Origin of the sequence: Enterobacter nematophilus (genome assembly GCF_026344075.1) — a bacterium.
Classification (GTDB): domain Bacteria; phylum Pseudomonadota; class Gammaproteobacteria; order Enterobacterales; family Enterobacteriaceae; genus Enterobacter; species Enterobacter nematophilus.
Window position 1 is genome coordinate 481,093 of the sequence record NZ_JAPKNE010000002.1, and the last position, 24,352, is coordinate 505,444.

The 24,352-nt window shown below is 55.6% G+C and carries 21 protein-coding genes; 13 read left to right on the forward strand and 8 right to left on the reverse strand.

The window, feature by feature from the left end; all coding sequences use genetic code 11:
* Positions 1 to 41 precede the first annotated feature (41 nt).
* From tar to cheZ, 6 genes are read left to right on the forward strand one after another with little or no spacing between them, the layout of a single operon-like run.
* Positions 42 to 1,709 (forward strand): methyl-accepting chemotaxis protein II, encoded by a 1,668-nt coding sequence (gene tar, locus OSH03_RS08950; RefSeq protein WP_266178850.1) that lies wholly within the window; start codon positions 42 to 44, stop codon positions 1,707 to 1,709.
* A gap of 44 nt (positions 1,710 to 1,753) precedes the next feature.
* The gene (gene tap, locus OSH03_RS08955) at positions 1,754 to 3,355 is read left to right on the forward strand and encodes a methyl-accepting chemotaxis protein IV (protein WP_061097855.1); all 1,602 of its coding nucleotides are present in this window, start codon (positions 1,754 to 1,756) and stop codon (positions 3,353 to 3,355) included.
* A 19-nt stretch (positions 3,356 to 3,374) separates the two neighbouring features.
* A complete protein-coding gene (gene cheR / locus OSH03_RS08960) occupies positions 3,375 to 4,241 on the forward strand; it encodes a protein-glutamate O-methyltransferase CheR (RefSeq protein ID WP_014884342.1) in 867 nt (288 codons plus the stop codon).
* Positions 4,238 to 5,287, forward strand: coding sequence for a protein-glutamate methylesterase/protein-glutamine glutaminase (locus OSH03_RS08965; RefSeq protein ID WP_014884341.1), 1,050 nt, complete (start codon positions 4,238 to 4,240; stop codon positions 5,285 to 5,287). Before cheR ends, OSH03_RS08965 begins: the two co-directional genes overlap by 4 nt.
* Positions 5,288 to 5,304: 17 nt before the next feature.
* Complete coding sequence (cheY, locus tag OSH03_RS08970) at positions 5,305 to 5,694, forward strand: chemotaxis response regulator CheY (RefSeq protein ID WP_008500431.1); 390 nt, start codon at positions 5,305 to 5,307, stop codon at positions 5,692 to 5,694.
* 10 nt (positions 5,695 to 5,704) lie between these two features.
* Positions 5,705 to 6,349 carry a protein phosphatase CheZ gene (cheZ, locus tag OSH03_RS08975; RefSeq protein WP_028013643.1) on the forward strand — a complete coding sequence of 215 codons (645 nt, stop codon included), beginning with the start codon at positions 5,705 to 5,707 and terminating at the stop codon, positions 6,347 to 6,349.
* 48 nt (positions 6,350 to 6,397) lie between these two features.
* Here cheZ and OSH03_RS08980 read toward each other — a convergent pair whose 3' ends face one another.
* The 4 genes from OSH03_RS08980 to OSH03_RS08995 all read right to left on the reverse strand — a co-directional run bounded on the left by OSH03_RS08980 (position 6,398) and on the right by OSH03_RS08995 (position 11,505).
* Positions 6,398 to 7,552 (reverse strand): fimbrial protein, encoded by a 1,155-nt coding sequence (locus OSH03_RS08980; protein ID WP_266178851.1) that lies wholly within the window; start codon positions 7,550 to 7,552, stop codon positions 6,398 to 6,400.
* Positions 7,542 to 10,097 (reverse strand): fimbria/pilus outer membrane usher protein, encoded by a 2,556-nt coding sequence (locus OSH03_RS08985; RefSeq protein WP_266178852.1) that lies wholly within the window; start codon positions 10,095 to 10,097, stop codon positions 7,542 to 7,544. Before OSH03_RS08985 ends, OSH03_RS08980 begins: the two co-directional genes overlap by 11 nt.
* A 9-nt stretch (positions 10,098 to 10,106) precedes the next feature.
* A complete protein-coding gene (locus OSH03_RS08990) occupies positions 10,107 to 10,799 on the reverse strand; it encodes a fimbrial biogenesis chaperone (RefSeq protein ID WP_266178853.1) in 693 nt (230 codons plus the stop codon).
* A gap of 130 nt (positions 10,800 to 10,929) precedes the next feature.
* The gene (locus tag OSH03_RS08995) at positions 10,930 to 11,505 is read right to left on the reverse strand and encodes a fimbrial protein (protein WP_061097859.1); all 576 of its coding nucleotides are present in this window, start codon (positions 11,503 to 11,505) and stop codon (positions 10,930 to 10,932) included.
* Between the two features lie 499 nt (positions 11,506 to 12,004).
* Here OSH03_RS08995 and flhB point away from each other — a divergent pair, with 499 nt between their 5' ends.
* From flhB to bglB, 5 genes are all read left to right on the forward strand, one after another.
* Positions 12,005 to 13,153: a flagellar biosynthesis protein FlhB gene (gene flhB, locus OSH03_RS09000; protein WP_041909432.1), complete on the forward strand. Its 1,149-nt coding sequence runs from the start codon at positions 12,005 to 12,007 to the stop codon at positions 13,151 to 13,153.
* Positions 13,146 to 15,224, forward strand: coding sequence for a flagellar biosynthesis protein FlhA (gene flhA / locus OSH03_RS09005; RefSeq protein WP_061097861.1), 2,079 nt, complete (start codon positions 13,146 to 13,148; stop codon positions 15,222 to 15,224). The genes flhB and flhA overlap by 8 nt, the downstream gene beginning before the upstream one ends.
* Positions 15,224 to 15,616 (forward strand): flagellar protein FlhE, encoded by a 393-nt coding sequence (gene flhE / locus OSH03_RS09010; protein WP_266178930.1) that lies wholly within the window; start codon positions 15,224 to 15,226, stop codon positions 15,614 to 15,616. Before flhA ends, flhE begins: the two co-directional genes overlap by 1 nt.
* Before the next feature lie 262 nt (positions 15,617 to 15,878).
* Positions 15,879 to 17,462, forward strand: coding sequence for an MFS transporter (locus OSH03_RS09015; protein ID WP_266178854.1), 1,584 nt, complete (start codon positions 15,879 to 15,881; stop codon positions 17,460 to 17,462).
* Between the two features lie 4 nt (positions 17,463 to 17,466).
* On the forward strand, positions 17,467 to 18,606 hold the full coding sequence (bglB, locus tag OSH03_RS09020; RefSeq protein WP_266178931.1) for a beta-galactosidase BglB: 1,140 nt from the start codon (positions 17,467 to 17,469) through the stop codon (positions 18,604 to 18,606).
* A gap of 35 nt (positions 18,607 to 18,641) precedes the next feature.
* On the opposite strand, the gene argS is transcribed toward bglB, so the two are convergent.
* Positions 18,642 to 20,375, reverse strand: a complete 1,734-nt coding sequence (argS, locus tag OSH03_RS09025; protein WP_061097865.1) for an arginine--tRNA ligase — start codon at positions 20,373 to 20,375, stop codon at positions 18,642 to 18,644.
* Between the two features lie 239 nt (positions 20,376 to 20,614).
* On the opposite strand from argS, the gene OSH03_RS09030 reads away from it, so the two are divergent.
* Together OSH03_RS09030 and cutC are read left to right on the forward strand one after the other, a co-directional pair.
* On the forward strand, positions 20,615 to 21,175 hold the full coding sequence (locus tag OSH03_RS09030) for a VOC family protein (RefSeq protein ID WP_151412591.1): 561 nt from the start codon (positions 20,615 to 20,617) through the stop codon (positions 21,173 to 21,175).
* Between the two features lie 78 nt (positions 21,176 to 21,253).
* Positions 21,254 to 21,997, forward strand: a complete 744-nt coding sequence (gene cutC / locus OSH03_RS09035; protein WP_266178855.1) for a copper homeostasis protein CutC — start codon at positions 21,254 to 21,256, stop codon at positions 21,995 to 21,997.
* Positions 21,998 to 22,181: 184 nt separating this feature from the next.
* Here cutC and cmoB read toward each other — a convergent pair whose 3' ends face one another.
* The 3 genes from cmoB to OSH03_RS09050 are packed head-to-tail and all read right to left on the reverse strand — an operon-like array spanning position 22,182 to position 24,329.
* Positions 22,182 to 23,153: a tRNA 5-methoxyuridine(34)/uridine 5-oxyacetic acid(34) synthase CmoB gene (cmoB, locus tag OSH03_RS09040; RefSeq protein WP_266178856.1), complete on the reverse strand. Its 972-nt coding sequence runs from the start codon at positions 23,151 to 23,153 to the stop codon at positions 22,182 to 22,184.
* A complete protein-coding gene (gene cmoA / locus OSH03_RS09045) occupies positions 23,150 to 23,893 on the reverse strand; it encodes a carboxy-S-adenosyl-L-methionine synthase CmoA (protein WP_045260318.1) in 744 nt (247 codons plus the stop codon). The genes cmoB and cmoA overlap by 4 nt, the downstream gene beginning before the upstream one ends.
* Before the next feature lie 40 nt (positions 23,894 to 23,933).
* Positions 23,934 to 24,329, reverse strand: coding sequence for an MAPEG family protein (locus OSH03_RS09050; RefSeq protein ID WP_028013630.1), 396 nt, complete (start codon positions 24,327 to 24,329; stop codon positions 23,934 to 23,936).
* Positions 24,330 to 24,352: the final 23 nt, after the last annotated feature.

Consider the following 24,352-nt stretch of genomic DNA (forward strand, 5'->3'; position numbering starts at 1 on the left):
GTGCCGATAACACCGTTAATAAATCTATGAGAAGGTGTTGTATGTTGAACCGTATCCGCGTTGTCACAATGCTGATGATGGTGCTGGTCATTTTCGCACTACTTCAGCTTATCTCCGGCGGGCTTTTTTTCTCGTCGTTAAAACAGAACCAGGACAGCTTCGCCGCCTCGAACGATCTCCGCCTTCAGCAGAGTGAGCTTACGTCAACGTGGGATCTGATGCTGCAAACGCGCATCAACCTGAGCCGCTCGTCCGCGCGCATGATGATGGATCCGAACAATCAGCAGAGCAGCGCGAAAACCGATCTGCTAAAAAATGCCCGGGCCACGCTGGCCGACGCGGCAAAACACTACGCCGCCTTCAAACAGATCGCACCGCAGCCCGCGATGGCGCAGGTGAGCCAGAACATTGATGAAAAATACAGCGCCTACTATGCCGGGCTGACGGAGCTGATCCAGTTCCTGGAGAGCGGCAACATGGATGCCTACTTCGCACAGCCCACGCAGGGGATGCAAAACGCACTCGGCGCGGCGCTGGGGGAATACGCGAAGGCCAGCGGCGATCTGTACCACTCGGCCTTTACTGAAAGCCAGAATGACTACCGCTTTGCGAAATGGCAGATGGCGGTGCTGGCCCTGGCGCTGGTCATTGTGCTGTTTGCTGTGTGGTACGGCATTCGCCATATCCTGCTGAACCCTCTCGGCCGCGTCATTGCCCATATCCGTGAGATTGCCTCTGGCGATCTGACCAAAACGCTGACCGTTTCCGGACGCAACGAGATCACCGAGCTGGCCAACAGCGTCGACCACATGCAGCGTTCATTGATCGAGACCGTTGCCAACGTGCGTAACGGATCCGAGGCTATTTATACCGGCACCAGCGAAATCGCGATGGGGAATAACGATCTCTCATCCCGTACCGAGCAGCAGGCGTCGGCGCTGGAGGAGACGGCCGCCAGCATGGAGCAGCTCACCGCAACCGTGAAGCAGAACGCCGATAACGCCCGCCAGGCGTCTCAGCTGGCGGAAAGCGCCTCCGAGACCGCACAGCGGGGCGGGCGCGTGGTGGATGGCGTGGTGAAAACCATGCACGAAATCGCCGACAGCTCGAAGAAAATCGCCGACATCATCAGCGTTATCGACGGCATTGCCTTCCAGACCAACATCCTCGCGCTCAACGCCGCCGTGGAAGCGGCGCGCGCGGGCGAGCAGGGGCGCGGGTTTGCGGTGGTGGCCGGGGAAGTGCGCAACCTGGCCAGCCGCAGCGCCAACGCGGCAAAAGAGATCAAAGCCCTTATTGAAGACTCCGTCTCCCGCGTGGATACCGGCTCGGTGCTGGTGGAAAGCGCCGGGGAGACCATGAATGACATCGTGAATGCCGTTACCCGCGTAACGGACATCATGGGTGAAATCGCCTCTGCGTCCGATGAACAGAGTCGTGGTATCGACCAGGTTGCCCTGGCGGTATCGGAAATGGATCGCGTGACACAGCAAAACGCCGCGCTGGTGCAGGAGTCCGCTGCGGCGGCCGCTGCCCTGGAAGACCAGGCGAGCCGTCTGAAGATGGCCGTCTCGGCGTTTCGTCTCGCTTCACTCGCTGGAAATACGGTCACGCCGCACGCGGTGTACCGCGCGCCAGCCGCCGACCCGGCGGTCACCCGCACGCGTGCTGCAACGACCGGACAAGATGAAAACTGGGAAACATTTTGACTGACAATTAAACCGCGGCTGCTTGCCGCTTGATGGGAGCGTGGATGTTAAATCGTATTCGTATCTCGACCACACTGTTTTTGATTCTGATCCTTTGCGGTGTGTTGCAGGTTGGCAGTAACGGGTTGTCTTTTTGGGCGTTTCGCGATGGCTATCAGAATTTGCAGGACGTTGAGGCGAGTAATCAGCAGCGCTCCGCACTGGCACAAACGCGTGCCGTGCTGTTGCAGGCAAGCACTGCGCTGAACAAGGCAGGAACCTTAACCGCGCTCAGCTATCCGCCGGATGACATTAAGGCGCTGATGGCAACGGCGCGCGACAGCCTGAAGCAGGCAGACGCACAGTTTAAGGCCTTCACGGCGCAGGCGGCCGACAGCGAGAAAGAGAAAGCGCTGAAGGCGGCCATGAAAAAGAACTTTGAGCAGTGGTACAGCGATCTGGACCACCAGGCGACCTGGCTTGAGAACAACCAGCTTTCGGACTTTATGACCGCACCGGTTCAGGCGTCTCAGGCCGCGTTTGACGCCAGCTTTAACGCGTGGCAGCAGGACATTAACCGGTCTGTTCAGCGTGCAGGTGAAGCGAGCCGCACCAGCTATCACATGTCCGGCGTTATCTTTGCCGTCGTCGTGATCCTGGCGGGGCTGCTGACCGGCGGGGCGCTGCTCTGGGCGCGCAGAATGATTGTGCAGCCGCTGGCGATTATCAGCAGCCACTTCGACAGTATTGCGAAAGGGGATCTGGCGCGTCCGGTGGCGGTATTTGGCAGGAACGAAATTTCGGCGATCTTCGCCAGCCTGAAGGCGATGCAGGGATCGCTGCGGGAAACGGTATCTGACGTGCGCCAGGGCAGTTACGCCATGCACACCGGGATCTCAGAGATTGCGGCAGGCAATAACGATCTCTCATCCCGCACCGAGCAGCAGGCGGCGTCGCTGGCGCAGACGGCGGCCAGCATGGAGCAGCTGACCGCGACGGTAAGCCAGAACGCCGATAACGCCCGCCAGGCGTCTGACCTGTCAAAGCAGGCGGCGATGACGGCGAAGAGAGGGGGCGATCAGGCTTCTCACGTGGCCAGCACCATGCAGGAGATTGCCGCCAGCTCGCAGAAAATCGGCGACATCATCAGCGTGATCGACGGTATTGCGTTCCAGACCAATATTCTGGCGCTGAACGCCGCCGTGGAAGCGGCGCGCGCCGGCGAGCAGGGGCGTGGGTTTGCGGTGGTGGCCGGTGAAGTGCGAAACCTGGCGAGCCGCAGCGCCAACGCGGCGAAAGAGATTAAGACCCTGATTGAAGAGTCGGTCTCTCGCGTCCAGCAGGGGTCTGCCCTGGTGGATACGGCGGCGCATACCATGCACGAAATCGTTACCTCCGTGACGCGGGTGAACGACATCATGGGCGAGATTGCCTCGGCGTCGGACGAACAGCGTCGCGGCATTGAGCAGGTGGCTCAGGCCGTCAGCCAGATGGATCAGGTGACGCAACAGAACGCCTCGTTAGTTGAGGAAGCGGCAGCGGCAACCGATCAGCTGGCCAGCCAGGCGGATCGTCTCACCGGGCTGGTCGCGGTATTTAATGTGAAAGAGCACGTTGAAGCAGTAACAGAAGTCGGGCGGTCGCAGGCCGTGCCAGTTGTATCCTGAATGTAATTAAGAAGGCGCTATGACATCACCAATGCCCCCTGGGCAAACGTCATTATTGTTGCAGATGACACAGCGCCTCGCGCTGTCCGACGCGCATTTTCGTCGGATATGTCAGTTAATCTACCAGCGTGCGGGGATCGTGCTTGCGGATCATAAGCGGGACATGGTCTACAACCGGCTGGTGCGGCGCTTGCGTACGCTGGGGCTGGATGATTTTGGCCGCTATCTGAGCATGCTCGAAGCGAACCAGAACAGCGCGGAGTGGCAGGCTTTTATTAACTCGTTAACCACCAACCTGACGGCCTTTTTCCGTGAAGCCCACCACTTTCCGGTTCTGGCCGAGCACGCGCGGCGTCGCACCGGGGAGTATCGCGTCTGGAGTGCGGCCGCCTCGACGGGCGAAGAGCCGTACTCGCTGGCGATCACCCTTGCAGACACGCTGGGCATGGCGCCGGGGCGCTGGAAAGTCTACGCCAGCGATATCGACACCGAGGTGCTGGAGAAGGCGCGCAACGGCGTGTATCGCCAGGACGAGCTGAAAACGCTGTCGCCGCAGCAGCTGCAGCGTTACTTCATGCGCGGTACGGGGCCGCATGAAGGCCTGGTTCGCGTACGCCAGGAGCTGGCGAACTGCGTCGAATTCGCGCCCGTTAACCTGCTCGATAAGCAGTACAACGTGCCGGGTCCTTTCGACGCCATTTTTTGCCGTAACGTCATGATCTATTTTGATAAAACGACGCAACAGGACATTCTGCGTCGGTTTGTTCCGTTGCTCAAGCCTGACGGTTTACTGTTTGCCGGGCACTCGGAAAACTTCAGCAACCTCGCGCGTGAGTTTAGCCTGCGTGGGCAAACGGTATATGCGCTGAGTAAGGAAAAAGCATGAGTAAAATCAGGGTATTGTCCGTCGATGATTCAGCGCTGATGCGCCAGATCATGACTGAAATCATCAATAGCCACAGCGACATGGAGATGGTGGCCACTGCGCCAGATCCGCTGGTAGCGCGGGATTTAATTAAAAAATATAACCCCGACGTGCTAACGCTGGATGTCGAGATGCCGCGCATGGATGGCATAGATTTCCTGGAGAAATTGATGCGGCTGCGGCCCATGCCGGTGGTGATGGTCTCCTCCCTGACCGGGAAAGGATCTGAGATCACACTGCGCGCGCTGGAGCTGGGGGCGGTGGATTTTGTCACCAAACCGCAGCTCGGCATTCGCGAGGGGATGCTGGCGTACAGCGAGATGATTGCCGAAAAAATTCGTACCGCATCGCGCGCGAAGCTCGCGGCCCACAAACCGATGGCCGCGCCGGCAACCCTGAAGGCCGGACCGTTACTCAGCTCGGAAAAACTGCTGGTTATTGGGGCGTCAACCGGAGGAACAGAGGCAATTCGCCATGTACTCCAGCCATTGCCGCTTTCAAGTCCGGGTATTCTGATTACTCAGCATATGCCGCCAGGCTTTACCCGCTCGTTCGCCGAACGTCTGAACAAGCTGTGCCAGATCAGCGTGAAAGAGGCGGAAGACGGCGAGCGCGTGCTGCCGGGCCATGCGTATATCGCCCCGGGCGACAAGCATATGGAACTGGCGCGCAGCGGCGCTAACTATCAAATCAAAATTCATGACGGACCGCCGGTCAACCGGCACCGTCCGTCGGTGGATGTGCTGTTTCATTCGGTGGCGAAACATGCGGGGCGCAACGCCGTTGGGGTGATCCTGACGGGGATGGGCAACGACGGTGCCGCCGGAATGCTTGCAATGCACCAGGCTGGCGCCTGGACGATTGCGCAGAATGAAGCAAGTTGTGTGGTGTTCGGCATGCCGCGCGAGGCCATCAATATGGGTGGCGTGAGCGAAGTGGTCGATCTTAGCCAGGTAAGCCAGCAGATGCTGGCGAAAATCAGTGCCGGACAGGCAATACGTATTTGACTCAGGAGTATTATTTTATGGCGGATAAAGAGCTTAAGTTTTTGGTTGTGGATGACTTTTCCACCATGCGTCGCATTGTGCGCAACCTGCTGAAAGAGCTGGGCTTCAACAACGTTGAAGAAGCAGAGGACGGCGTGGATGCGCTGAACAAACTGCAGGCTGGCGGGTTTGGTTTCGTGATCTCCGACTGGAACATGCCGAACATGGACGGTCTGGAGCTGCTGAAAACGATTCGTGCGGACGCGGGCATGGCGTCTATGCCGGTGCTGATGGTCACTGCAGAAGCGAAAAAAGAGAACATCATTGCCGCTGCACAGGCGGGCGCAAGCGGCTACGTGGTGAAGCCATTCACCGCAGCGACCCTGGAAGAGAAGCTCGGTAAGATCTTCGAGAAACTCGGCATGTGAGGTGTTGGTGATGATGCAACCTGCAATGAAACCCGTTGAAGAACACTCGCCGAGCGACATCATCGTGCGCATCGGCAGCCTGACGCGCATGCTGCGTGACAGCCTGCGTGAACTGGGGCTGGATCAGGCCATTGCCGAAGCGGCGGAAGCGATCCCGGACGCCCGCGATCGTCTGGACTACGTTGTGCAGATGACCGCTCAGGCGGCTGAGCGTGCGCTGAACAGCGTTGAAGCGTCACAGCCGCACCAGGACGCGATGGAAAAGGGCGCGAAAGCCCTGACCCAGCGCTGGGATGAGTGGTTCGAGAACCCCATTGAGCTGGCGGATGCCCGCGAGCTGGTCACCGACACCCGTCAGTTCCTGGGGGATGTGCCGGGACACACCAGCTTCACCAACGCCCAGCTGCTGGACATCATGATGGCGCAGGATTTCCAGGACCTGACCGGTCAGGTTATCAAGCGCATGATGGATGTGATCCAGGAGATTGAGCGCCAGCTGCTGATGGTTCTGCTGGAGAACATCCCGGAACCGGCTGCCCGTCCAAAACGCGAGAACGAAAGCCTGCTCAATGGGCCGCAGCTCGACGCCAGCAAGGCGGGCGTGGTGGCAAGCCAGGACCAGGTGGACGACCTGCTGGACAGCCTCGGCTTCTGATAACTGTGATTACCCTCAGGTTGCGGCGTCAACCTGAGGGTGTTTCGGTTAGCGCAGATCCATTTTCACCGTCACGTTACCTTCAAAACTACCGGGTTGAGGTTTCTCATTGCGGGTGCTAACCGGTGTTGCTTTGATGCGTACAAGGCCATTTCCCTGCTCGTCTATTGTAACCGGGAACTCGTAGGTCCCATCCAGCGCAATGTTAAGATTGTCCTCATTATAAATTTTCACGCCAATATCCTCCCGGCCAACCATTTTGGCGATAACCGGGTCGCTGCTGTCGACGACCCCCTGGTCTGCGGTAAGGGTAAGCTTGATTCTGTCGTCACTCCCTATGGCGTTATCGTCACAGTGGTAAGAGATATCGACATCTTTCAGCGTATAGCCTTTTGGTTGCTGCCCTTTTGCAACAAACTGGCTGGACACCAGTTCACCGAAATCGACCTCAATAGTACTGCCCTCGTTGATCGTACAGCTCAACGGTGCAGAAATAGTCCCGCTTAACCAAATGTTAGAGACCAATTCTGCATCAGACGGGGCACAACTACCGCTAATATAGATGCAGGCATAGTTCTGAACGACCAGGGTCGGAGGGAACGAGATGACCCCAAGAATAGGTTTCTTGATCAGAAAATTAGCCGCGATGACGTTCCATTTGAACATGCGTTTGGGACGGGGTTCGCCAGCAGGACGAGTATCGTTACTGCACACACTGGCAGTACCTTCTGTTGTTTTAATGTTTTCAACTTTTTTTTGCATGGAAGAACGAGGCGTCGGATACTGGAATACCTCTAGCTTCGTCAAATTAGCGCCGTCCGGAGAGTTAATGGCATCGCTGTAACCGGATACATGAATATCCAGTACGTCATTCAGATAGCCGTAACCACTGGCACCTGCATTTAATGGGCTTCCGGCCAACGTCATTTCCATAACGCTGGTGGACTCTTCCATATCACTGACGCAACTGCAGTTAGCCTCCATCTCTGCCCCATTACCGAGAAGGTGCATGTTGTCCACAATTTCACTCCCGGCAATGTTTTCTGCTGCACTCAGTTCACGTTCATAGCTAACGGTATAATCCTGAGGTGAGCTAAAGCAATTTTTTAGAACCGTCGAGGCATGAACAGAAAAGGACAACATGAGAGACACGACTGTCACTTTAACAAGAAGGGCAAGGGGCATTTTGAAGTTAGTTAACATGCTGTTGTTCCTGCTGACAAATAACTCGGGCATAGCGGATCCCCGTTGGGCCGGTTAACCCCTGCGATGAATTGAGGGAGATATGAGCGATACACTGCTGCTCAGTAGCGTTTCCCCAACTCACTTTCACCTGACTTTCCTCGCCAATTCCGGCGAGATAGAGTGTTCCGGTGTCATCAACGATCCCACTGATGTCGGACTGACTAACGCTGGCAATAGCACCAAAAGGGACATTTCGGCCGTCAGGACGCGTGAGGGTGATCAACGCACGATAGCCAACGTGGGCATCAAAGCTCGCTACGACCGCAGCACTGCGTGAGGGGATGACCGTAATGGCGGTTTCGCTTGTATCAACATCTTCCGGAAGGCTAGTGGTATCAATGCGGATACGGTTTTCCTGGTAGGGAGTAAGTGACGGAATGACCGCATTTCCCTGCCAGTCCGTCTGAATACCGCGCTGGTTCTTAAAGCGAACCCCTTCGGCACCCTCGGCATTGACGATGGCAAATTGATTGCCTAATGGCTGAGCAAGCGTGACGCCGTGGGGATGTGCAACAACGGCACCACTAACACCGTAGTTGAACTGCTGAGTGTTGTCTGAAGAATAGTAGTAGCCCACATTCAGGTTGGCGTAACGCGAACGATAATTGCTATAAACGCTACTGGTGTCCTCTCCGTCGTGATTAGAACGACTCTGCTGAAGTGAATAGCTCATACGCTCATCGTCTAGCAGCGTTCCATTAATACCTAAATTTTGGCGGGTGTAACCATGCCTGGTATTGCTGATGGTGTAGCTGCTCCAGGCGCGCGGAAGCCATCTACTTAACGGCATACTGATGCCAAAAGAAACCATTCTGTCGGCACTGTCATCATTGTTTTTACTGTAGGTGTAGGCCATATGCATGCTGATACCATCTACAACCGTATTAAATCCGGCTGAGAGGTTACGTTCCTTCAGCGAGGTCCCCCAGTAATCCTGTTGATAGCCGTTCAGATAAACGCTGCTGCCTAATACATTCTGGCTAATGCTGGCCTGGATGCGATTGCGTTTGTTATAGCGGTATAGCCAGTTGTCTTCGTTGTCATCATATTTTTGCGTGGCATCGGCGAAGCTATAATATCCGCTGGTAGAATAGCGATAACTGGCCAGGGTGAAATTGGTGCCCGTGGTATCAACTTTACCGGAGTACAGTAGGCGATAGGATTGCCCCGTGCTCTCGTCATTATTATCGAGACGGGTTTTTGCCATCGTCACATCTGCTGAAAGTGAGCCTAATGGACCCAAAGCGATGCCCGCGCCACTGTTGAGCGCCTGATAATCTTCAGATGCGGTCAATCCTCCGAACAGCGTGACGGTATTATTAAGGCCGTAAATAACGCTTCCCTGTACAAACAGCGGCTCTTTTTGATCGCTCCCGCTGTCAGCACGATACCGTGCCGCTGTGAATTCATACTTCAGATGGTCTGGCCGCTGCATTACCGCGATGCTTGAGTAAGGCTGGGTGAAATGGTGTTCGCTACCATCGGCTTCTTTTATCGTTACCTCCAGGTCCCCGCTATTGGTTGTAGAGTAAAGATCGTTTATTTCGAATGCCCCGGGAGCCACGTTTTGCTGATAAATGAGATAACCGTTTTGCCGTACCGAGACTTCGGCATTCGAGCTTGCGATGCCGCGAATCACGGGTGCAAATCCACGTTGGCTGTAGGGCAGCATCTCTTCATCAGACACCAGATTGACCCCGCGATATTGCAGACTGTCAAATACCTCACCGCGAGTGCTGTTTTCACCCGCTGTGAACTGAGCTCTTAGAACGTCAATATCATGCTGGAGAAAGGTGTTGATGGAATCCCAGCTCGAAGCATCTTCCGTATTATTCCATGTTGAATAATTGCGCAACCGCCATCCGCCAAGATTGGCACCGCTTCGCAAATTGAGGTACTGGCTGGAAGTCGCATTCTTTGCGCTGTCTTTGTGCTGAGAGCCCGAAAAAGCATAATCTGCGAACATCACCGGGACGCCATCATTCCACCGGGAAGGAGCGATAAAGTCTGGGCTGTCGCTTAGTAATGCCGCCTGAGGAATACTCAAATTGAGCGTCATTTCGCTAAAATCGAGTGAAGATGATGCGAACGGGATAAAGTCAGACAAAGGCTTTGTCAGTGGAGTTTGCCCCTCCAGCTTTGCCAGTGAGGGGTATTTGTCTACATCGACTCCCCATTGACGCAGCATGTCAGGGGATATTTGCGCGATGAGTTCACCTGTATCGCTACTTTTATAGGTAATGTCTTGATCGCGCAGCCGCATCGTGTTGATACGTATATGCGATGAATAGCGGCCAGGAAGTTGGCTATTTTCTTTTGAAAAGAGCGAAAGGTCGATATCTTGCTGTGTGAGTGCATCGCCCTCAAGCGAGGAAGGCGAAAAAAGATATTCACGTGCGTAGATATTACCGGAGCTCAGCAGCAACGCTCCGCTGATGCAGCAGAGTACAGGCGCACTTGGTACGTTGTATTTATCGTGGAATAGACGTAATCCCTTAGTCATATTATCGTTTTATTCCTGAACCAATGTGGAGGTGTATTGATCTGAGGCATTTCCATAGTCGGTGATGCAGCGCCAGCTCACGCGGTTTCCTGCGATATTTTTTGGAAGGTCAACGGAGATCGCGGAAGCGGGGGCTACCATATCGGCCCTTTCAACCTTTGCGTTGCCTACATATAAGCTGTCAAACGTACTGTAGTACGCACCCTCGTTGATCACCTGCAGCTCATTGTTTTGCCGCTTAAAATGCAGGTTTTTACAGGTTTCTCCTTGCGTTCCTTTTAAACCATCTGGCCGCCAGAAAAGCTTCAGCCGCGTTTTATAGATCAACCGCATAACATTTTTATCGCTGTCCTCTTTTGCCGTCGCTGGAATGGTTCGAATATTCATGTAGAAAATACTTTCACGGTCGTCTGGCAATACGGTGCCATTCCATGCGATGCGAAGACTTTGTTCTTTTTGAGGATCGAGACGGAAAAGCGGTGGGGTAATGATGAAGGGGCCGCGCGTTTTACCGTCACCCGTATCCGTCCATGACTGTACTAGCCAGGGCAGAGTGTTGTCCTTGTTCACCAGTGGCAGGGCAATCTCTTTTTTGTCCGCATTATAAATGATGCGTGTGCGTCCAATCTGAATACCCGCTGCATGACTAATTGAACTCAAGCTGAACATAAGACAGAAGAATATGTGCGGTAGTTTGCGCATAAAAAAAGCCTGCAATCATTAACTCATAAATTAACGGTAATAGCCCTGTTTTTGAGCTATTACCGGCGTTTTCTTTCCAGGTAAATGCGCCTGAAAAATGTTTAATAAGAGAATGCGTTAATTGCTGATATTAACGATAAAGAATATTCACGGTTAGATCGGCATCTGCCGCCCCCGGCTCAACAGTCGCCGCAAAGGATTTGTAGCGTGCTGTGAAGTCTGCATGAATTTGATCGTCTTTTATCGTCGGCAATGTGATCTTGACCTGCTCTTCACTGCCGTCGAAAGCAATGAATTTTGTTGCATCACCGGCAGGACTTACAGCGATACCAATTCCTGTTGCGGCTTTTTCACCCTCGGTGGTGATTTTGCTGACATCCAGCAAAGTCGTTGAACCTGTTAGAGTTGTTTGACCATTAAATGTTAACTGTACAGCAGGGAGGCCATCACTTTTAAGCGGGCAATTTGCGAGCGTGATAGTAAAATCCATAAGATCGGTTTCTTTACCGACTTCAGTAAATACCGATTTTGGATACGTCCCTAAAGGCACAGTACTGTCTGTACCATTATCGCCTTCAATGGTACAGCTAGGTTCGATAATTTGACCCGTGAAGTGAATCGTCCCTGCGTTCATTTCGGCAGCAAAAGTACCCATCGAAATGGTGGCAAGCACAACACCTGCAATAATGTTATTTTTGAAGTCCATCTGCAAAATTTCCTGAGTTTAAAAATATAGGGCATGCAATTTGAGGGGGAGGTCAAATTACGCCGTTCCGAAGTATAGCGGGTAATTTTCCTCAGGTAAGCGCAGGGCAAAATACATATTATATATGCTAATGCTCGTGGGGATTTTTGTAAATTAATGAGACTTATATGATAAATATCCCTGACTTATTAAATTTACATGGATTTAGCACTTTAATAATCTAATAATTAAAAATGATGGCGTTTTGTGAGAATTCTTTTCTGAATATTAAGCGTCATAGGTCATAATTAACTTTTGCTAAGTTCATTTTCAATAAAAAATCATGCTAAAAAACGGCTTTCTGGAGCCGATCGATCATTATTCCTCCATTCTTACTCTTTGCTTGTGCTTAGCCTGGCTTTGAACTGGATAAAAGAACGCGGTTATAGGGCTTTTTCAGCCCATTGATGAGGCAGGGGACTGGCATGATACCCGTGACGTAATGGGCTGAGCATGCATTGTGGCAGAAGAGAACGACGACAAAACGGAAGCCCCCACACCCCACCGACTTGAAAAAGCGCGTGAGGAAGGGCAGATCCCCCGATCCCGAGAATTGACCTCCCTGCTGATCCTTATCGTTGGGGTGTGCATTATCTGGTGGGGCGGGGAGTCGCTCGCCCGCAAGCTGGCGGGGATGCTCTCCACCGGCTTACGTTTTGACCACAGCATGGTCAACGACCCGAATTTAATCCTCAGCCAGATTATTCAGCTGATAAAAGGGGCCATGGTTGCGCTGCTCCCCCTGATTACCGGCGTGGTGCTGGTGGCGCTGGTCTCCCCGGTGATGCTGGGCGGGCTGGTCTTTAGCGGAAAATCGCTGCAACCCAAATTTTCGAAACTGAACCCGCTCCCGGGCATTGCGAAAATGTTCTCGGCGCAGACCGGGGCCGAGCTGCTCAAGGCCATTCTCAAATCGGTGCTGATGGGCAGTTCTGCGGGATTTTTCCTCTGGTACCACTGGCCCGAAATGATGCGCCTTATCAGCGAGTCGCCCCTTACCGCGATGAGCAATGCGCTGAACCTGGTCGGGCTTTGCGCGCTGCTGGTGGTGCTCAGCATTATTCCGATGGTGGGTTTTGACGTTATCTTCCAGCTTTATTCCCACTTCAAGAAACTGCGAATGTCGCGTCAGGACATCCGCGACGAATATAAGCAGATGGAAGGTGACCCGCACGTGAAGGGGCGCATCCGCCAGATGCAGCGTGCCGCCGCCCGTCGCCGCATGATGGAAGATGTGCCGAAGGCGGACGTCATCGTTACCAACCCGACGCACTATTCCGTGGCGCTGCGCTATGACGAAAACAAAATGAGCGCGCCGAAAGTGGTGGCGAAAGGGGCGGGGCTGATTGCATTGCGCATCCGGGAAATTGGCACCGAAAACCGCGTGCCGATCCTGGAAGCGCCTCCGCTGGCGCGCGCCCTCTACCGCCACGCGGATATCGGACAACAGATCCCTGGACAGCTCTACGCCGCGGTGGCGGAAGTGCTGGCCTGGGTATGGCAATTGAAGCGCTGGCGTCTGGCCGGCGGTCAACGGCCCGTCAAACCTGAGAACCTTCCGGTGCCTGCCGCGCTGGATTTTATGAACGAGAAGGACACTGATGGCTAATCTGGTGGCAATGTTGCGCCTGCCCGGCAACCTGAAATCGACCCAATGGCAGATCCTTGCCGGGCCGATCCTCATCCTGTTGATTCTGTCGATGATGGTACTGCCGCTCCCGGCGTTCATCCTCGATCTGCTTTTCACCTTCAATATTGCGCTGTCCATTATGGTGCTGCTGGTGGCGATGTTCACCCAGCGCACCCTGGAGTTCGCCGCGTTCCCGACCATTCTGCTGTTTACCACCCTGCTGCGGCTGGCGCTGAACGTGGCCTCCACGCGTATCATCCTGATGGAAGGCCACACCGGTGCGGCAGCGGCGGGTAAGGTGGTCGAGGCCTTCGGCCACTTCCTGGTAGGCGGGAACTTCGCTATCGGTATCGTGGTGTTCGTTATCCTCGTTATCATCAACTTTATGGTTATCACCAAAGGTGCGGGGCGTATCGCGGAAGTGGGCGCGCGCTTTGTGCTGGACGGGATGCCGGGCAAGCAGATGGCGATCGACGCCGACCTGAACGCCGGGCTTATCGCCGAAGATGAAGCGAAAAAGCGCCGCGCGGAAGTGACTCAGGAAGCGGACTTCTACGGCTCCATGGACGGTGCGAGTAAGTTTGTGCGCGGCGATGCCATCGCGGGCATCCTGATCATGGTGATTAACGTGGTCGGCGGCCTGCTGGTGGGGGTACTGCAGCACGGTATGGACATGGGCCGCGCGGCGGAGAGCTATACGCTGCTGACCATTGGTGACGGTCTGGTCGCCCAGATCCCGGCGCTGGTTATCTCCACTGCGGCGGGTGTTATTGTGACCCGCGTCAGTACCGATCAGGACGTTGGCGAGCAGATGGTGGGCCAGCTCTTCAGTAACCCGCGCGTCATGCTGCTGGCGGCTGCGGTGCTCGGGCTGCTCGGCCTGGTGCCGGGGATGCCAAACCTCGTGTTCCTGCTGTTTACGGCGGGGCTGCTGGGGCTGGCCTGGTGGATGCGTGGCCGTGAGACCAAACCGGCCGCGGATCCGGTTCCGGTGAAAATGCCGGAGAATACCCAGGCCGTAGAAGCGACCTGGAACGACGTTCAGCTGGAAGATTCCCTGGGAATGGAGGTCGGGTATCGCCTGATCCCGATGGTGGATTTCCAGCAGGATGGCGAGCTGCTTGGGCGCATCCGCAGTATCCGTAAAAAATTCGCCCAGGACATGGGCTTCCTGCCGCCGGTGGTTCACATCAAGGACAATATGGACCTGCCGCCCGCGCGCTACCGCATTCTGATGAAAGGTGTGGAAATTGGCAGCGGTGATGCCTACCCTGGCCGCTGGCTGGCCATTAACCCTGGCACTGCAGCAGGCACGCTGCCGGGCGAGCAAACCGTCGATCCGGCCTTTGGCCTGGCGGCAATCTGGATTGAAAGCGCGCTGAAAGAGCAGGCGCAAATTCAGGGTTATACGGTTGTCGAAGCCAGTACCGTGGTGGCAACCCACCTTAATCATCTGATTGGTCAATTCTCGGCAGAGCTGTTTGGCCGTCAGGAAGCGCAGCAGCTTCTCGACCGCGTAACGCAGGAGATGCCGAAGCTGACGGAAGACCTGGTGCCGGGCGTGCTGACGTTAACCACGCTGCACAAGGTGCTGCAAAACCTGCTCGAGGAAAAAGTGCCGATCCGCGATATGCGCACCATTCTGGAAACCCTTGCCGAGCACGCGCCGCTGCAGAGCGATCCGCACGAGCTGACGGCGGTGGTGCGCGTGGCGCTGGGGCGGGCGATCACCCAGCAGTGGTTCCCGGGAACCGGCGAAGTCCAGGTAATTGGCCTCGATACGCCGCTTGAGCGCCTGCTGCTGCAGGCTCTACAGGGCGGCGGTGGCCTGGAGCCAGGCCTGGCGGATCGTCTGCTGGAGCAGACCCAGGAGGCGCTGGCGCGTCAGGAGATGCTGGGCGCGCCGCCGGTGCTGCTGGTCAACCACGCGCTGCGCCCGCTGCTGTCACGCTTCCTGCGCCGCAGCCTGAACCAGCTGGTTGTGCTGTCGAATCTGGAACTGTCGGATAACCGCCATATCCGCATGACGGCAACGATTGGAGGAAAATGATGGGTAAATGGCTATGGATTTTGCTCTTCCCGCTGGCGGCTCAGGCTGCCGGGGAAGGGAGCTGGCAGGCAAGCAGCATGGGCGTGACCCTGAGCAACCGCGGTGTCGCCATGTCTTCTGGTCCGCTGTCGCCTTCTGAAACGGTTTCTGGTCTGATGGGGATGGTGGTGTGGAACTACAGGCTGATTGGCCCAACGCCAGCCGGCCTTCGGGTGCGCCTCTGCACACAGAGCCGCTGCACGGAAATCGACGGCGAAAATGGCACAACGCAGGCGTTCAACGGCGTGCCGGCCGTTGAACCTTTGCGTTTTATCTGGGAAGTACCGGGCGGGGGACGCTTAATGCCGGCGCTGAAGGTGCAGAGCAATTCTGTCATCGTGAACTACCGCTAACCGCCTGCCTTTTCACCAGCCGTCAGGCAATTCTGATGGCTGGCTCGCAAAATTGACCTCACCTTTTGATGCAACAGAAACACTGTTTTATAAATCAGTGACACGCGTGACGATACTCTTTGCATTTTTGCCATTCACCCTCTTTGTGATGGCAGAAACAGAAAGGTATGAAGAAGTCGATGCATTTACTGTAGCCGTGTAAAAACTCCCGGACGAGGTTTGCTTACAGGGAGTCTCCTAAAATTGATTAGGGTTGACGGCAATGAAAACACGTAAAATTGGACTCGCAAATTACCTTGCTTACGGGTCAGGCGATTTTCTCGGGGCGGGTACTACCGCCCTGACGGCGGCCTGGCTTTTGTATTTTTATACCACCTTCTGTGGACTCACACCGATTGAAGCAACCTTCATCTTTGCCGCTGCGAGGGTGCTGGATGCCGTTGTCAGCCCGTTAATGGGTTTTTTGACGGATAACTTCGGTACAACCTGGCCTGGAAAGCGCTTTGGTCGCCGTAAGTTCTTTATCCTGCTGGGTATTCCGTGCGTGTTCAGCTACTCGTTGATGTGGGTGGGGGACATGAATTTCTGGTACTACCTGCTGACCTATCTGGTGTTTGATATTGTCTACACCATGATTCTCGTGCCTTACGAGACGCTGGTGCCGGAAATGACCGACGACTTCAAACAGAAAACCAAGTTTTCCGGGGCGCGTATTTCTATGGCGCAAATGTCCGCCATTCTGGCCTCCTTCCTGCCGGGGATCCTGCTCACGCAATTCGGGAAAGACAACGCCGTCTCTTTCTTTTACGCAAGCCTGGTCTTTTCCGTGCTGTGCGCGCTGATGCTGACCTTTGTCTGGTTCTTTACCTGGGAGCGCCCGCGTGAGGAGTGGTCTGAAGCGGCGCTGCGTGCCGAAGAAGAGAAGAAGAAACTGACGCTGGGCCAGAGCATCAATCGTCTGTTTGTCGAATTAAGCTCGACGCTGCGCATCAAGATTTTCCGCCAGCATCTGGGGATGTACCTCGGCGGCTACATCGCGCAGGACGTATTTAACGCAGTCTTTACCTACTACGTGGTGTTTGTGCTGATGCAGGAAGCATCAATGGCGTCCAACCTGCTCGGCACGATGGCTATCTTCCAGTTCCTCGCCGTGATCGGGATGATCCCGCTGTGTATTCGCTTCGGGCCTGCGCCGTCCTACCGCATGGTGGTGGTGCTGTTTGGCCTGGCCTCTATTTCATACGCCGTACTCTATTATGCGGGACTAAGCGATATCTATTCTCTGCTTCTGCTGGCTTCTGCCATTGCCGGCCTTGGCCGCGGCGGTATCAACTACGTACCGTGGAATACCTATACCTACATTGCTGACGTGGATGAAGCGATCACCGGCCAGCGCCGCGAAGGGATTTTCGCTGGCATTATGACCCTGACCCGTAAGGCATCTCAGGCCGGTGCGGTGATGCTGGTGGGCATCGTGATGCAAATGTCCGGCTTTGTCAGCGGTCAGAAGGTACAGCCTGCGGAAGTGAGCCACACCATTCTGATGATTCTGAGCGTGGGCACCATCCTGGTGCTGTTCTGCGGCTTCCTCGTTTCCCTGCGCTTCAAGCTCAATTTGCAGACCCACAGCACGCTGCGCGAGGAGACCGCGAAAATGCGCGAGTTTGGTCATGCGATGCCGGAGTCAGCGACGCCACACGCCCGCGCCACCGTCGAGATGCTGGCCGGTATGCCTTATGAATCACTGTGGGGCAATAACAACATCGGCTATCTGAACCGCAATAAGCTAGCGGCACCTTCGCTGAAGGATCGCGCGATACTCAATTCGACATACAACAGAGGTTAAGATGATGAAAGTTTGGCCTGTCAAACATAGCCCGTTATTGCGCCAGCCCGAACGCTTTATTGCCAGGGATGAGCTGAAATCGCTGATTCAAAAGGTGACGCACAACCTGGTCAATATCCACGACAAAACGGGGGAGTTTTTGCTGCGGCTGGACGACGGACGCGTGATCGACACCAAAGGCTGGGCCGGATGGGAGTGGACACACGGCGTCGGGTTGTATGGTATCTGGCAGTACTACTGCCAGACCGGCGACGAAGGGATGCGTAACATTATCGACAGCTGGTTTACCGACCGCTTTGCGGAAGGCGCCACCACCAAAAACGTCAATACCATGTCGCCGTTCCTGACGCTGGCCTATCGCTACGAAGAGACCAAAAACCCGGCCTGGCTGCCGTGGCTGGAAAGCTGGGCGGAGTGGGCGATGACTGAAATGCCGCGCACCGAACATGGCGGCATGCAGCACATCACGCTGGCGGAAGAGAACCATCAGCAGATGTGGGACGATACGCTGATGATGACGGTGCTGCCGCTGGCGAAAATCGGCAAGCTGCTCAACAAACCGGAGTACGTTGAAGAGGCGGTGTATCAGTTCCTGCTGCACGTGCAGAATCTGATGGACCGGGAGACCGGGCTGTGGTTCCACGGCTGGAATTACGACGGCAACCATAACTTTGCCAATGCCCGCTGGGCGCGCGGTAACAGCTGGCTCACCATCGTGATCCCCGACTTCCTCGAACTGGTTGATCTGCCTGAAAACAACGCCGTGCGCCGCTACCTGGTACAGGTATTAAATGCGCAGATTGCCGCGCTGGCGAAATGTCAGGGCGAGAGCGGCCTGTGGCATACGCTGCTGGACGATCCGAACTCGTACCTGGAGGCATCCGCTACGGCCGGTTTTGCCTACGGGATCCTGAAAGCGGTGAGGAAGCGCTACGTTGAGCCTGAATATGCTGACGTTGCTGAAAAAGCGATTCGCGGCATCGTGAAAAATATCTCGTCGGAAGGGGAATTGCTGCAAACGTCGTTCGGTACGGGCATGGGCAGCGATCTTGAGTTTTATCGCCAGATCCCGCTGACGTCTATGCCGTACGGACAGGCGATGGCGATTCTGTGTCTGACGGAGTATTTGCGGAAATACTTCTGATAATAAAAAACCCGGCGACTGCCGGGTTTTTTGTATTACATACGTTCTACGGTTTCGATACCCAGGGTATCCAGACCCAGCTTCAGGGTCTTCGCCGTCAGCTGAGCCAGCTTCAGGCGGCTGTTGCGCACCGATTCATTTTCTGCGGACAGAATAGGGCAGTGCTCGTAGAAGCCGGAGAACAGACCCGCCAGATCGTACAGGTAGGCACACATCACGTGCGGCGTCCCGTCACGCGCGACAACCGTCAGCGTTTCTTCGAACTGCAGCAGACGCGCCGCCAGCTGCGCTTCGCGATCTTCCGTGATGGTCACTGCCGCATTCGCCAGCACGCTTTCATCAATGTTCGCCTTACGGAACACGGAGAGCACGCGGGTATAGGCGTACTGCATGTACGGCGCCGTGTTGCCTTCAAACGCCAGCATGTTGTCCCAGTCGAAGATATAGTCGGTGGTGCGGTTCTTGGACAGATCCGCGTATTTCACCGCGCCGATACCGACGGCATTGGCCAGTTTTTCCAGCTCGTCAGCAGGCATGTCCGGGTTCTTCTCGGCCACCAGACGGCGGGCGCGTTCCAGCGCTTCGTCCAGCAGATCGGAAAGCTTCACGGTGCCGCCCGCGCGGGTTTTGAACGGCTTGCCGTCTTTACCCAGCATCATGCCGAACATGTGGTGTTCCAGCGGCACGCAGTCCGGCACGTAACCGGCTTTACGCACGATAGTCCACGCCTGCATCAGGTGCTGGTGCTGACGGGAGTCGATGTAGTACAGCACGCGGTCGGCGTGCAGGGTTTCGTAACGGTATTTCGCGCAGGCGATATCGGTAGTGGTGTAGAGGTAGCCGCCATCCTTTTTCTGGATAATCACGCCCATCGGTTCGCCTTCCTTGTTTTTGTACTCATCAAGGAACACCACCGTTGCGCCTTCGCTCTCCACCGCCAGGTTTTTGGCTTTCAGGTCCGCCACAATGCCGGGCAGCATCGGGTTGTAGAGGCTTTCACCCATCACGTCGTCGCGTGTCAGGGTCACGTTCAGACGGTTGTAGGTAAGCTGATTCTGGGACATGGTGATATCAACCAGCTTGCGCCACATCTCGAGGAAGTATTGATCGCCGCCCTGCAGCTTCACCACGTAGCTGCGCGCGCGCTCGGCAAAGGCTTCGTCTTCGTCGTAGTGTTTTTTGGCTTCGCGGTAGAACCCTTCCAGATCCGCCAGCGCCATCTCGCCCGCGTTTTCCTGCTGCTGTTTTTCCAGGTAAGCAATCAGCATGCCGAACTGGGTGCCCCAGTCGCCCACGTGGTTCGCGCGGATCACCTTGTGACCGAGAAACTCAAGGGTGCGCACCGCGGCGTCACCGATGATGGTGGAGCGCAGGTGGCCTACGTGCATCTCCTTCGCCACGTTCGGGGCAGAGTAGTCGACCACCACGGTCTGCGCTTCCGGCTGGGAAACGCCCAGACGGTCAGACTTCAGCGCCGCGTCAACGTGGCTCGCCAGGAATGCAGGCTCAAGGAAAATATTGATAAAGCCCGGACCGGCAATTTCGGTTTTGCTGGCAATGCCGGAGAGATCCAGATGCGTCAGTACCTGCTCAGCGAGCTGTCGCGGCGGCATGCCCAGTTTTTTAGCCACTGCCATCACGCCATTAGCCTGATAGTCGCCAAACTGTACTTTTGCTGACTGACGAACCTGCGGTTCGCAATCCGCAGGCGCGCCTGCGGCAATCAGTGCCTGACTGACTTTTTCGGAGAGAAGAGCCTGAATATTCACCTGGATACCTTACGTTTTAGATGCGGGCTTACAACCGCCCGCGCCAGTTAAAGAATTTAGGGCGGGAGTATACTGCAAATGCCTTCTGGCGTCAGCATTGCGGGGCCTGAAGATTGCTCAGAATCCAGGCTAAGAAAGCGTGCATAACCATGCAATCATAAAAAGCCGGATTCTGCGGTTGGTCAAAACGGGGCAACGGAGTAAATTAGCGGCTTTGCGACACGAAAAGAGACTGACTTATGGCGAACTGGCAATCCATCGACGAACTGCATGATATTTCCGCAGATTTACCGCGCTTCACAAAGGCGTTCACAGAACTTGCCACCCGTCTTGGTCTGGATATCGCGCCGCTTGAGGCGGATCACATTTCGCTGCGCTGTCACCAGAACGCCACCGCCGAGCGCTGGCGTCGCGGGTTTGAACAGTGCGGCGAGCTGCTCTCTGAGAACATCATCAATGGACGCCCCATTTGCCTTTTTAAGCTGCATGAGCCGGTGAACGTGGCGCACTGGCAGTTCACCGTGGTTGAACTGCCGTGGCCGGGCGAGAAACGCTATCCGCACGAAGGCTGGGAGCATATTGAAATCGTCCTTCCGGGTGAGCCGGAAACGTTGAACGCGCGCGCCCTGGCCCTGCTGTCAGACGACGGATTAAGCAAGCCGGGGATTTTTGTGAAGACGAGTTCACCCAAAGGCGAGCGCGAGCGTCTGCCTAACCCGACGCTGGCCGTGACGGACGGGCAGGTGACCGTGAAATTTCATCCCTGGACCATTGAGCAGATCGTTGCCAGCGAAGCCTGAGAGTTGTGACTCGTCGCCAGGACCCGAACCGAGAGGCGTGCCATGATGGCGCGTTAAGCTGATTTTAAGGAGAAGCAGATGGCGCTGCTGGAGATTTGTTGTTACAGCGTGGAGTGTGCCGTAACGGCGCAAAAGATGGGAGCGGACCGTATTGAACTGTGCGCTGCCCCGAAAGAAGGGGGGTTAACGCCTTCATACGGCGTGTTGAAGTCTGCCCGCCAGGCGGTCACCATTCCGGTACATCCAATCATTCGTCCTCGCGGCGGCGATTTTTGTTACACGGCGGGCGAGTTCAGTGCCATGCTTGAAGATATCGCCCTTGTTCGCGACCTGGGGTTTCCCGGCCTGGTGACCGGCCTGCTTGATGAAGACGGACATGTCGATCTGCCGCGCATGCGCCAGGTGATGGACGTCGCTAAAGGGATGGCCGTCACTTTTCACCGTGCGTTTGATATGTGTAAAGATCCTCTGCAAGCGTTTGATACGCTTGCCGAACTTGGCGTGGCGCGCGTCCTGACATCGGGGCAGCAGTCTTCGGCTGAAAAAGGACTGCAATTAATTACGGAACTAAAAGCACATTCCGGTGTTCCAATAATAATGGCGGGTGCGGGAGTCCGTGCCAGCAATCTGGAACGGTTTTTAAACGCCGGGGTGGAAGAGCTTCACAGCTCTGCGGGTAAATGGATACCTTCACCCATGCGTTATCGCAATACAGGGCTGTCAATGTCGACGGATGCTGAAGCGGATGAGTATTCACGCTACGGCGTAGAGGGAGAGTCGGTTGCGGAAATGAAGTCGCTGATTGAGCGTCATCACGTGTAGCAACGTACCGATTTTTACCGCGCATCATGTCGCCCAATATGATGCTTGCTTGTACCAGGCCCCTGCCAATTACACAGGGGCCTTTTTTTATCTATGCCCCTCTCCCCAAAGGGGCGAGGGTGAAAAGACCGCACCGTGCAGTCCCCTCTCCCCTGTGGGGAGAGGGTTAGGGTGAGGGGTAAAACTACGGCTTGGTCGCAATCAGCACCGCACGCATCGGTGCAGGATAGCCTTCAACGGTTTTGCTGTGGTCGGCCGGGTCGAGGAACTGCTCCAGCGATTCGGTGATCATCCAGTCGGTGCGGCGCTGCTCTTCGATAGACGTCACGCAGACGTCGGCAATGCGCACGTCCACAAACCCGCATTTCTCCAGCCAGTTTTTCAGCGCCAGCGCGGACGGGATGAAGTAAACGTTGCGCATCTGCGCGTAGCGATCGCCCGGCACCAGCACGGCATGTTCATCGCCTTCAATCACCAGCGTTTCCAGCACCAGCTCGCCGCCGCTGACCAGCTGATCTTTGAGCTGCCACAGGTGTTCAAGCGGGGAACGACGGTGATACAGCACGCCCATGGAGAAGACGGTATCAAACGCTTTCAGGGCAGGGAGCTGCTCAATGCCCAGCGGCAGCAGGTGCGCGCGCTGGTCGTTGCCGAGCAGTTTTCGCACCGCTTCAAACTGGCACAGGAAGAGCTGCATCGGGTCGATGCCGACCGCCAGATGCGCGCCAGCGCCAATCATGCGCCACATGTGGTAACCGCTGCCGCAGCCCACGTCCAGAATGGTGCGCCCGGTCAGATCGGAAAGGTGCGGCAGAACGCGATCCCACTTCCAGTCTGACCGCCACTCGGTATTGATGTTCACGCCGTACAGCGAAAACGGCCCTTTACGCCACGGCATTAAATTACGCATCAGCGTTTCGATGCGGTTGATCTGCCCGGCCGGGAGCGGCTCTTCGCTCTCGGCGGTTACGCTGTGCAGAAGATCCAGACGATGCGGGGTCAGTTCCGGCAGATACTCCACGGCATTTGACCACTGTTTTAACAGGCCGTGCTGCTGGTCGCGCTGCCAGGCGGCAATCTGCGCCGGCAGGGTCTCCAGCCAGTGGGAAAGATGGTTTTTAGCAATCAGCTGATAAAAGTTGCTGAATTCAATCATGCGGCATCCCCGGCTTTTAGCGCCACCAGAGAGCCAAAGTTAAAGCACTGGAACCACAGTTCGCTGTGCTCAAACCCGGCTTTGTGCAGGCGCGCTTTATGGGTTTCCACGGAGTCCGTCAGCATCACGTTTTCGAGCATGCTGCGCTTCTGGCTGATCTCCAGCTCGCTGTAGCCGTTCGCCCGTTTGAAATCGTGGTGCATGTTGAACAGCAGCTCGCCTACTTTGGCATCCTCAAAGCTGAATTTCTCAGACAGCACCAGCGCGCCGCCGGGATTCAGCCCCTGGTAAATTTTGTCCAGCAGCAGCTGGCGGTCTTCAGGCACCAGGAACTGCAGGGTAAAATTCAGCACCACCATCGAGGCGTTGTTAATCTCGATCTCGCGGATATCGCCTTCCACCACGTCCACCGGAACGGGCGCTTTGTACGCATCAATATGGCGACGGCAGCGTTCCACCATGGCCGGGGAGTTATCGACGGCAATGATTCGGCAGCCATCGTGATGAATGTTACGACGTACCGACAGCGTTGCCGCGCCTAGCGAGCAGCCCAGGTCGTAGACCTGCGTACCGGGTTGAACGAAGCGCTCAGCCAGCATACCGATCATAGAGATAATATTGGAATAACCGGGAACAGAGCGCTGGATCATATCCGGGAAGACTTCGGCTACCCGTTCATCGAAGGTCCAGTCGCCCAGGCTGGCGATAGGCGCGGAAAAAAGCGTGTCGCGATCTGACATAACGTAAAAATCCGGGAAAAATAAAGTGGCGTATTGTGCGCTAATGGAGGGAGAAAACCAACTCCCACGGCATATACCACAGGTTAGCCAGCACCATCAGCAAAAGCGAACACCAGGTCGCGCTCATGCCGGAACGACGCCAGCGGAATAAACGGTGGTGAAAGCCGTAATAATGCATTAACCGGCCGGCAATCAGCATCAGGCCACAAATATGCACCATCCAGGTTTCCGCGCCATTCATCTCCATAAACAGCAGCAGGATGAGGGCAACGGGGATGTATTCCACCGCATTACCGTGAATGCGGATAGCGCTTTGCAGTTCGGAGAACCCGCCGTCGCCGTAAGAGACGCGGTACTGCATCCTCAGGCGCACAACATCAAATGAAAATTTAATCAGCAGTAATGCACCTAACACCGCATACAGCGCGCTGACCATACTAACTCCCTGTTTTTGGCAGA

What these genes read in the sequence shown, in the direction of transcription:
- cmoB (WP_266178856.1), bottom strand. Translation starts at nt 23,153, where the DNA reads ATGATTGAATTCAGCAACTTTTATCAGCTGATTGCTAAAAACCATCTT.
- OSH03_RS08995 (WP_061097859.1), bottom strand. Translation starts at nt 11,505, where the DNA reads ATGGACTTCAAAAATAACATTATTGCAGGTGTTGTGCTTGCCACCATT.
- cheY (WP_008500431.1), top strand. Translation starts at nt 5,305, where the DNA reads ATGGCGGATAAAGAGCTTAAGTTTTTGGTTGTGGATGACTTTTCCACC.
- cheZ (WP_028013643.1), top strand. Translation starts at nt 5,705, where the DNA reads ATGATGCAACCTGCAATGAAACCCGTTGAAGAACACTCGCCGAGCGAC.
- flhE (WP_266178930.1), top strand. Translation starts at nt 15,224, where the DNA reads ATGGGTAAATGGCTATGGATTTTGCTCTTCCCGCTGGCGGCTCAGGCT.
- OSH03_RS08965 (WP_014884341.1), top strand. Translation starts at nt 4,238, where the DNA reads ATGAGTAAAATCAGGGTATTGTCCGTCGATGATTCAGCGCTGATGCGC.
- flhA (WP_061097861.1), top strand. Translation starts at nt 13,146, where the DNA reads ATGGCTAATCTGGTGGCAATGTTGCGCCTGCCCGGCAACCTGAAATCG.
- OSH03_RS09015 (WP_266178854.1), top strand. Translation starts at nt 15,879, where the DNA reads ATGAAAACACGTAAAATTGGACTCGCAAATTACCTTGCTTACGGGTCA.
- OSH03_RS08990 (WP_266178853.1), bottom strand. Translation starts at nt 10,799, where the DNA reads ATGCGCAAACTACCGCACATATTCTTCTGTCTTATGTTCAGCTTGAGT.
- OSH03_RS08985 (WP_266178852.1), bottom strand. Translation starts at nt 10,097, where the DNA reads ATGACTAAGGGATTACGTCTATTCCACGATAAATACAACGTACCAAGT.
- OSH03_RS08980 (WP_266178851.1), bottom strand. Translation starts at nt 7,552, where the DNA reads ATGTTAACTAACTTCAAAATGCCCCTTGCCCTTCTTGTTAAAGTGACA.
- cutC (WP_266178855.1), top strand. Translation starts at nt 21,254, where the DNA reads ATGGCGCTGCTGGAGATTTGTTGTTACAGCGTGGAGTGTGCCGTAACG.
- OSH03_RS09050 (WP_028013630.1), bottom strand. Translation starts at nt 24,329, where the DNA reads ATGGTCAGCGCGCTGTATGCGGTGTTAGGTGCATTACTGCTGATTAAA.
- cheR (WP_014884342.1), top strand. Translation starts at nt 3,375, where the DNA reads ATGACATCACCAATGCCCCCTGGGCAAACGTCATTATTGTTGCAGATG.
- cmoA (WP_045260318.1), bottom strand. Translation starts at nt 23,893, where the DNA reads ATGTCAGATCGCGACACGCTTTTTTCCGCGCCTATCGCCAGCCTGGGC.
- tap (WP_061097855.1), top strand. Translation starts at nt 1,754, where the DNA reads ATGTTAAATCGTATTCGTATCTCGACCACACTGTTTTTGATTCTGATC.
- OSH03_RS09030 (WP_151412591.1), top strand. Translation starts at nt 20,615, where the DNA reads ATGGCGAACTGGCAATCCATCGACGAACTGCATGATATTTCCGCAGAT.
- bglB (WP_266178931.1), top strand. Translation starts at nt 17,467, where the DNA reads ATGAAAGTTTGGCCTGTCAAACATAGCCCGTTATTGCGCCAGCCCGAA.
- tar (WP_266178850.1), top strand. Translation starts at nt 42, where the DNA reads ATGTTGAACCGTATCCGCGTTGTCACAATGCTGATGATGGTGCTGGTC.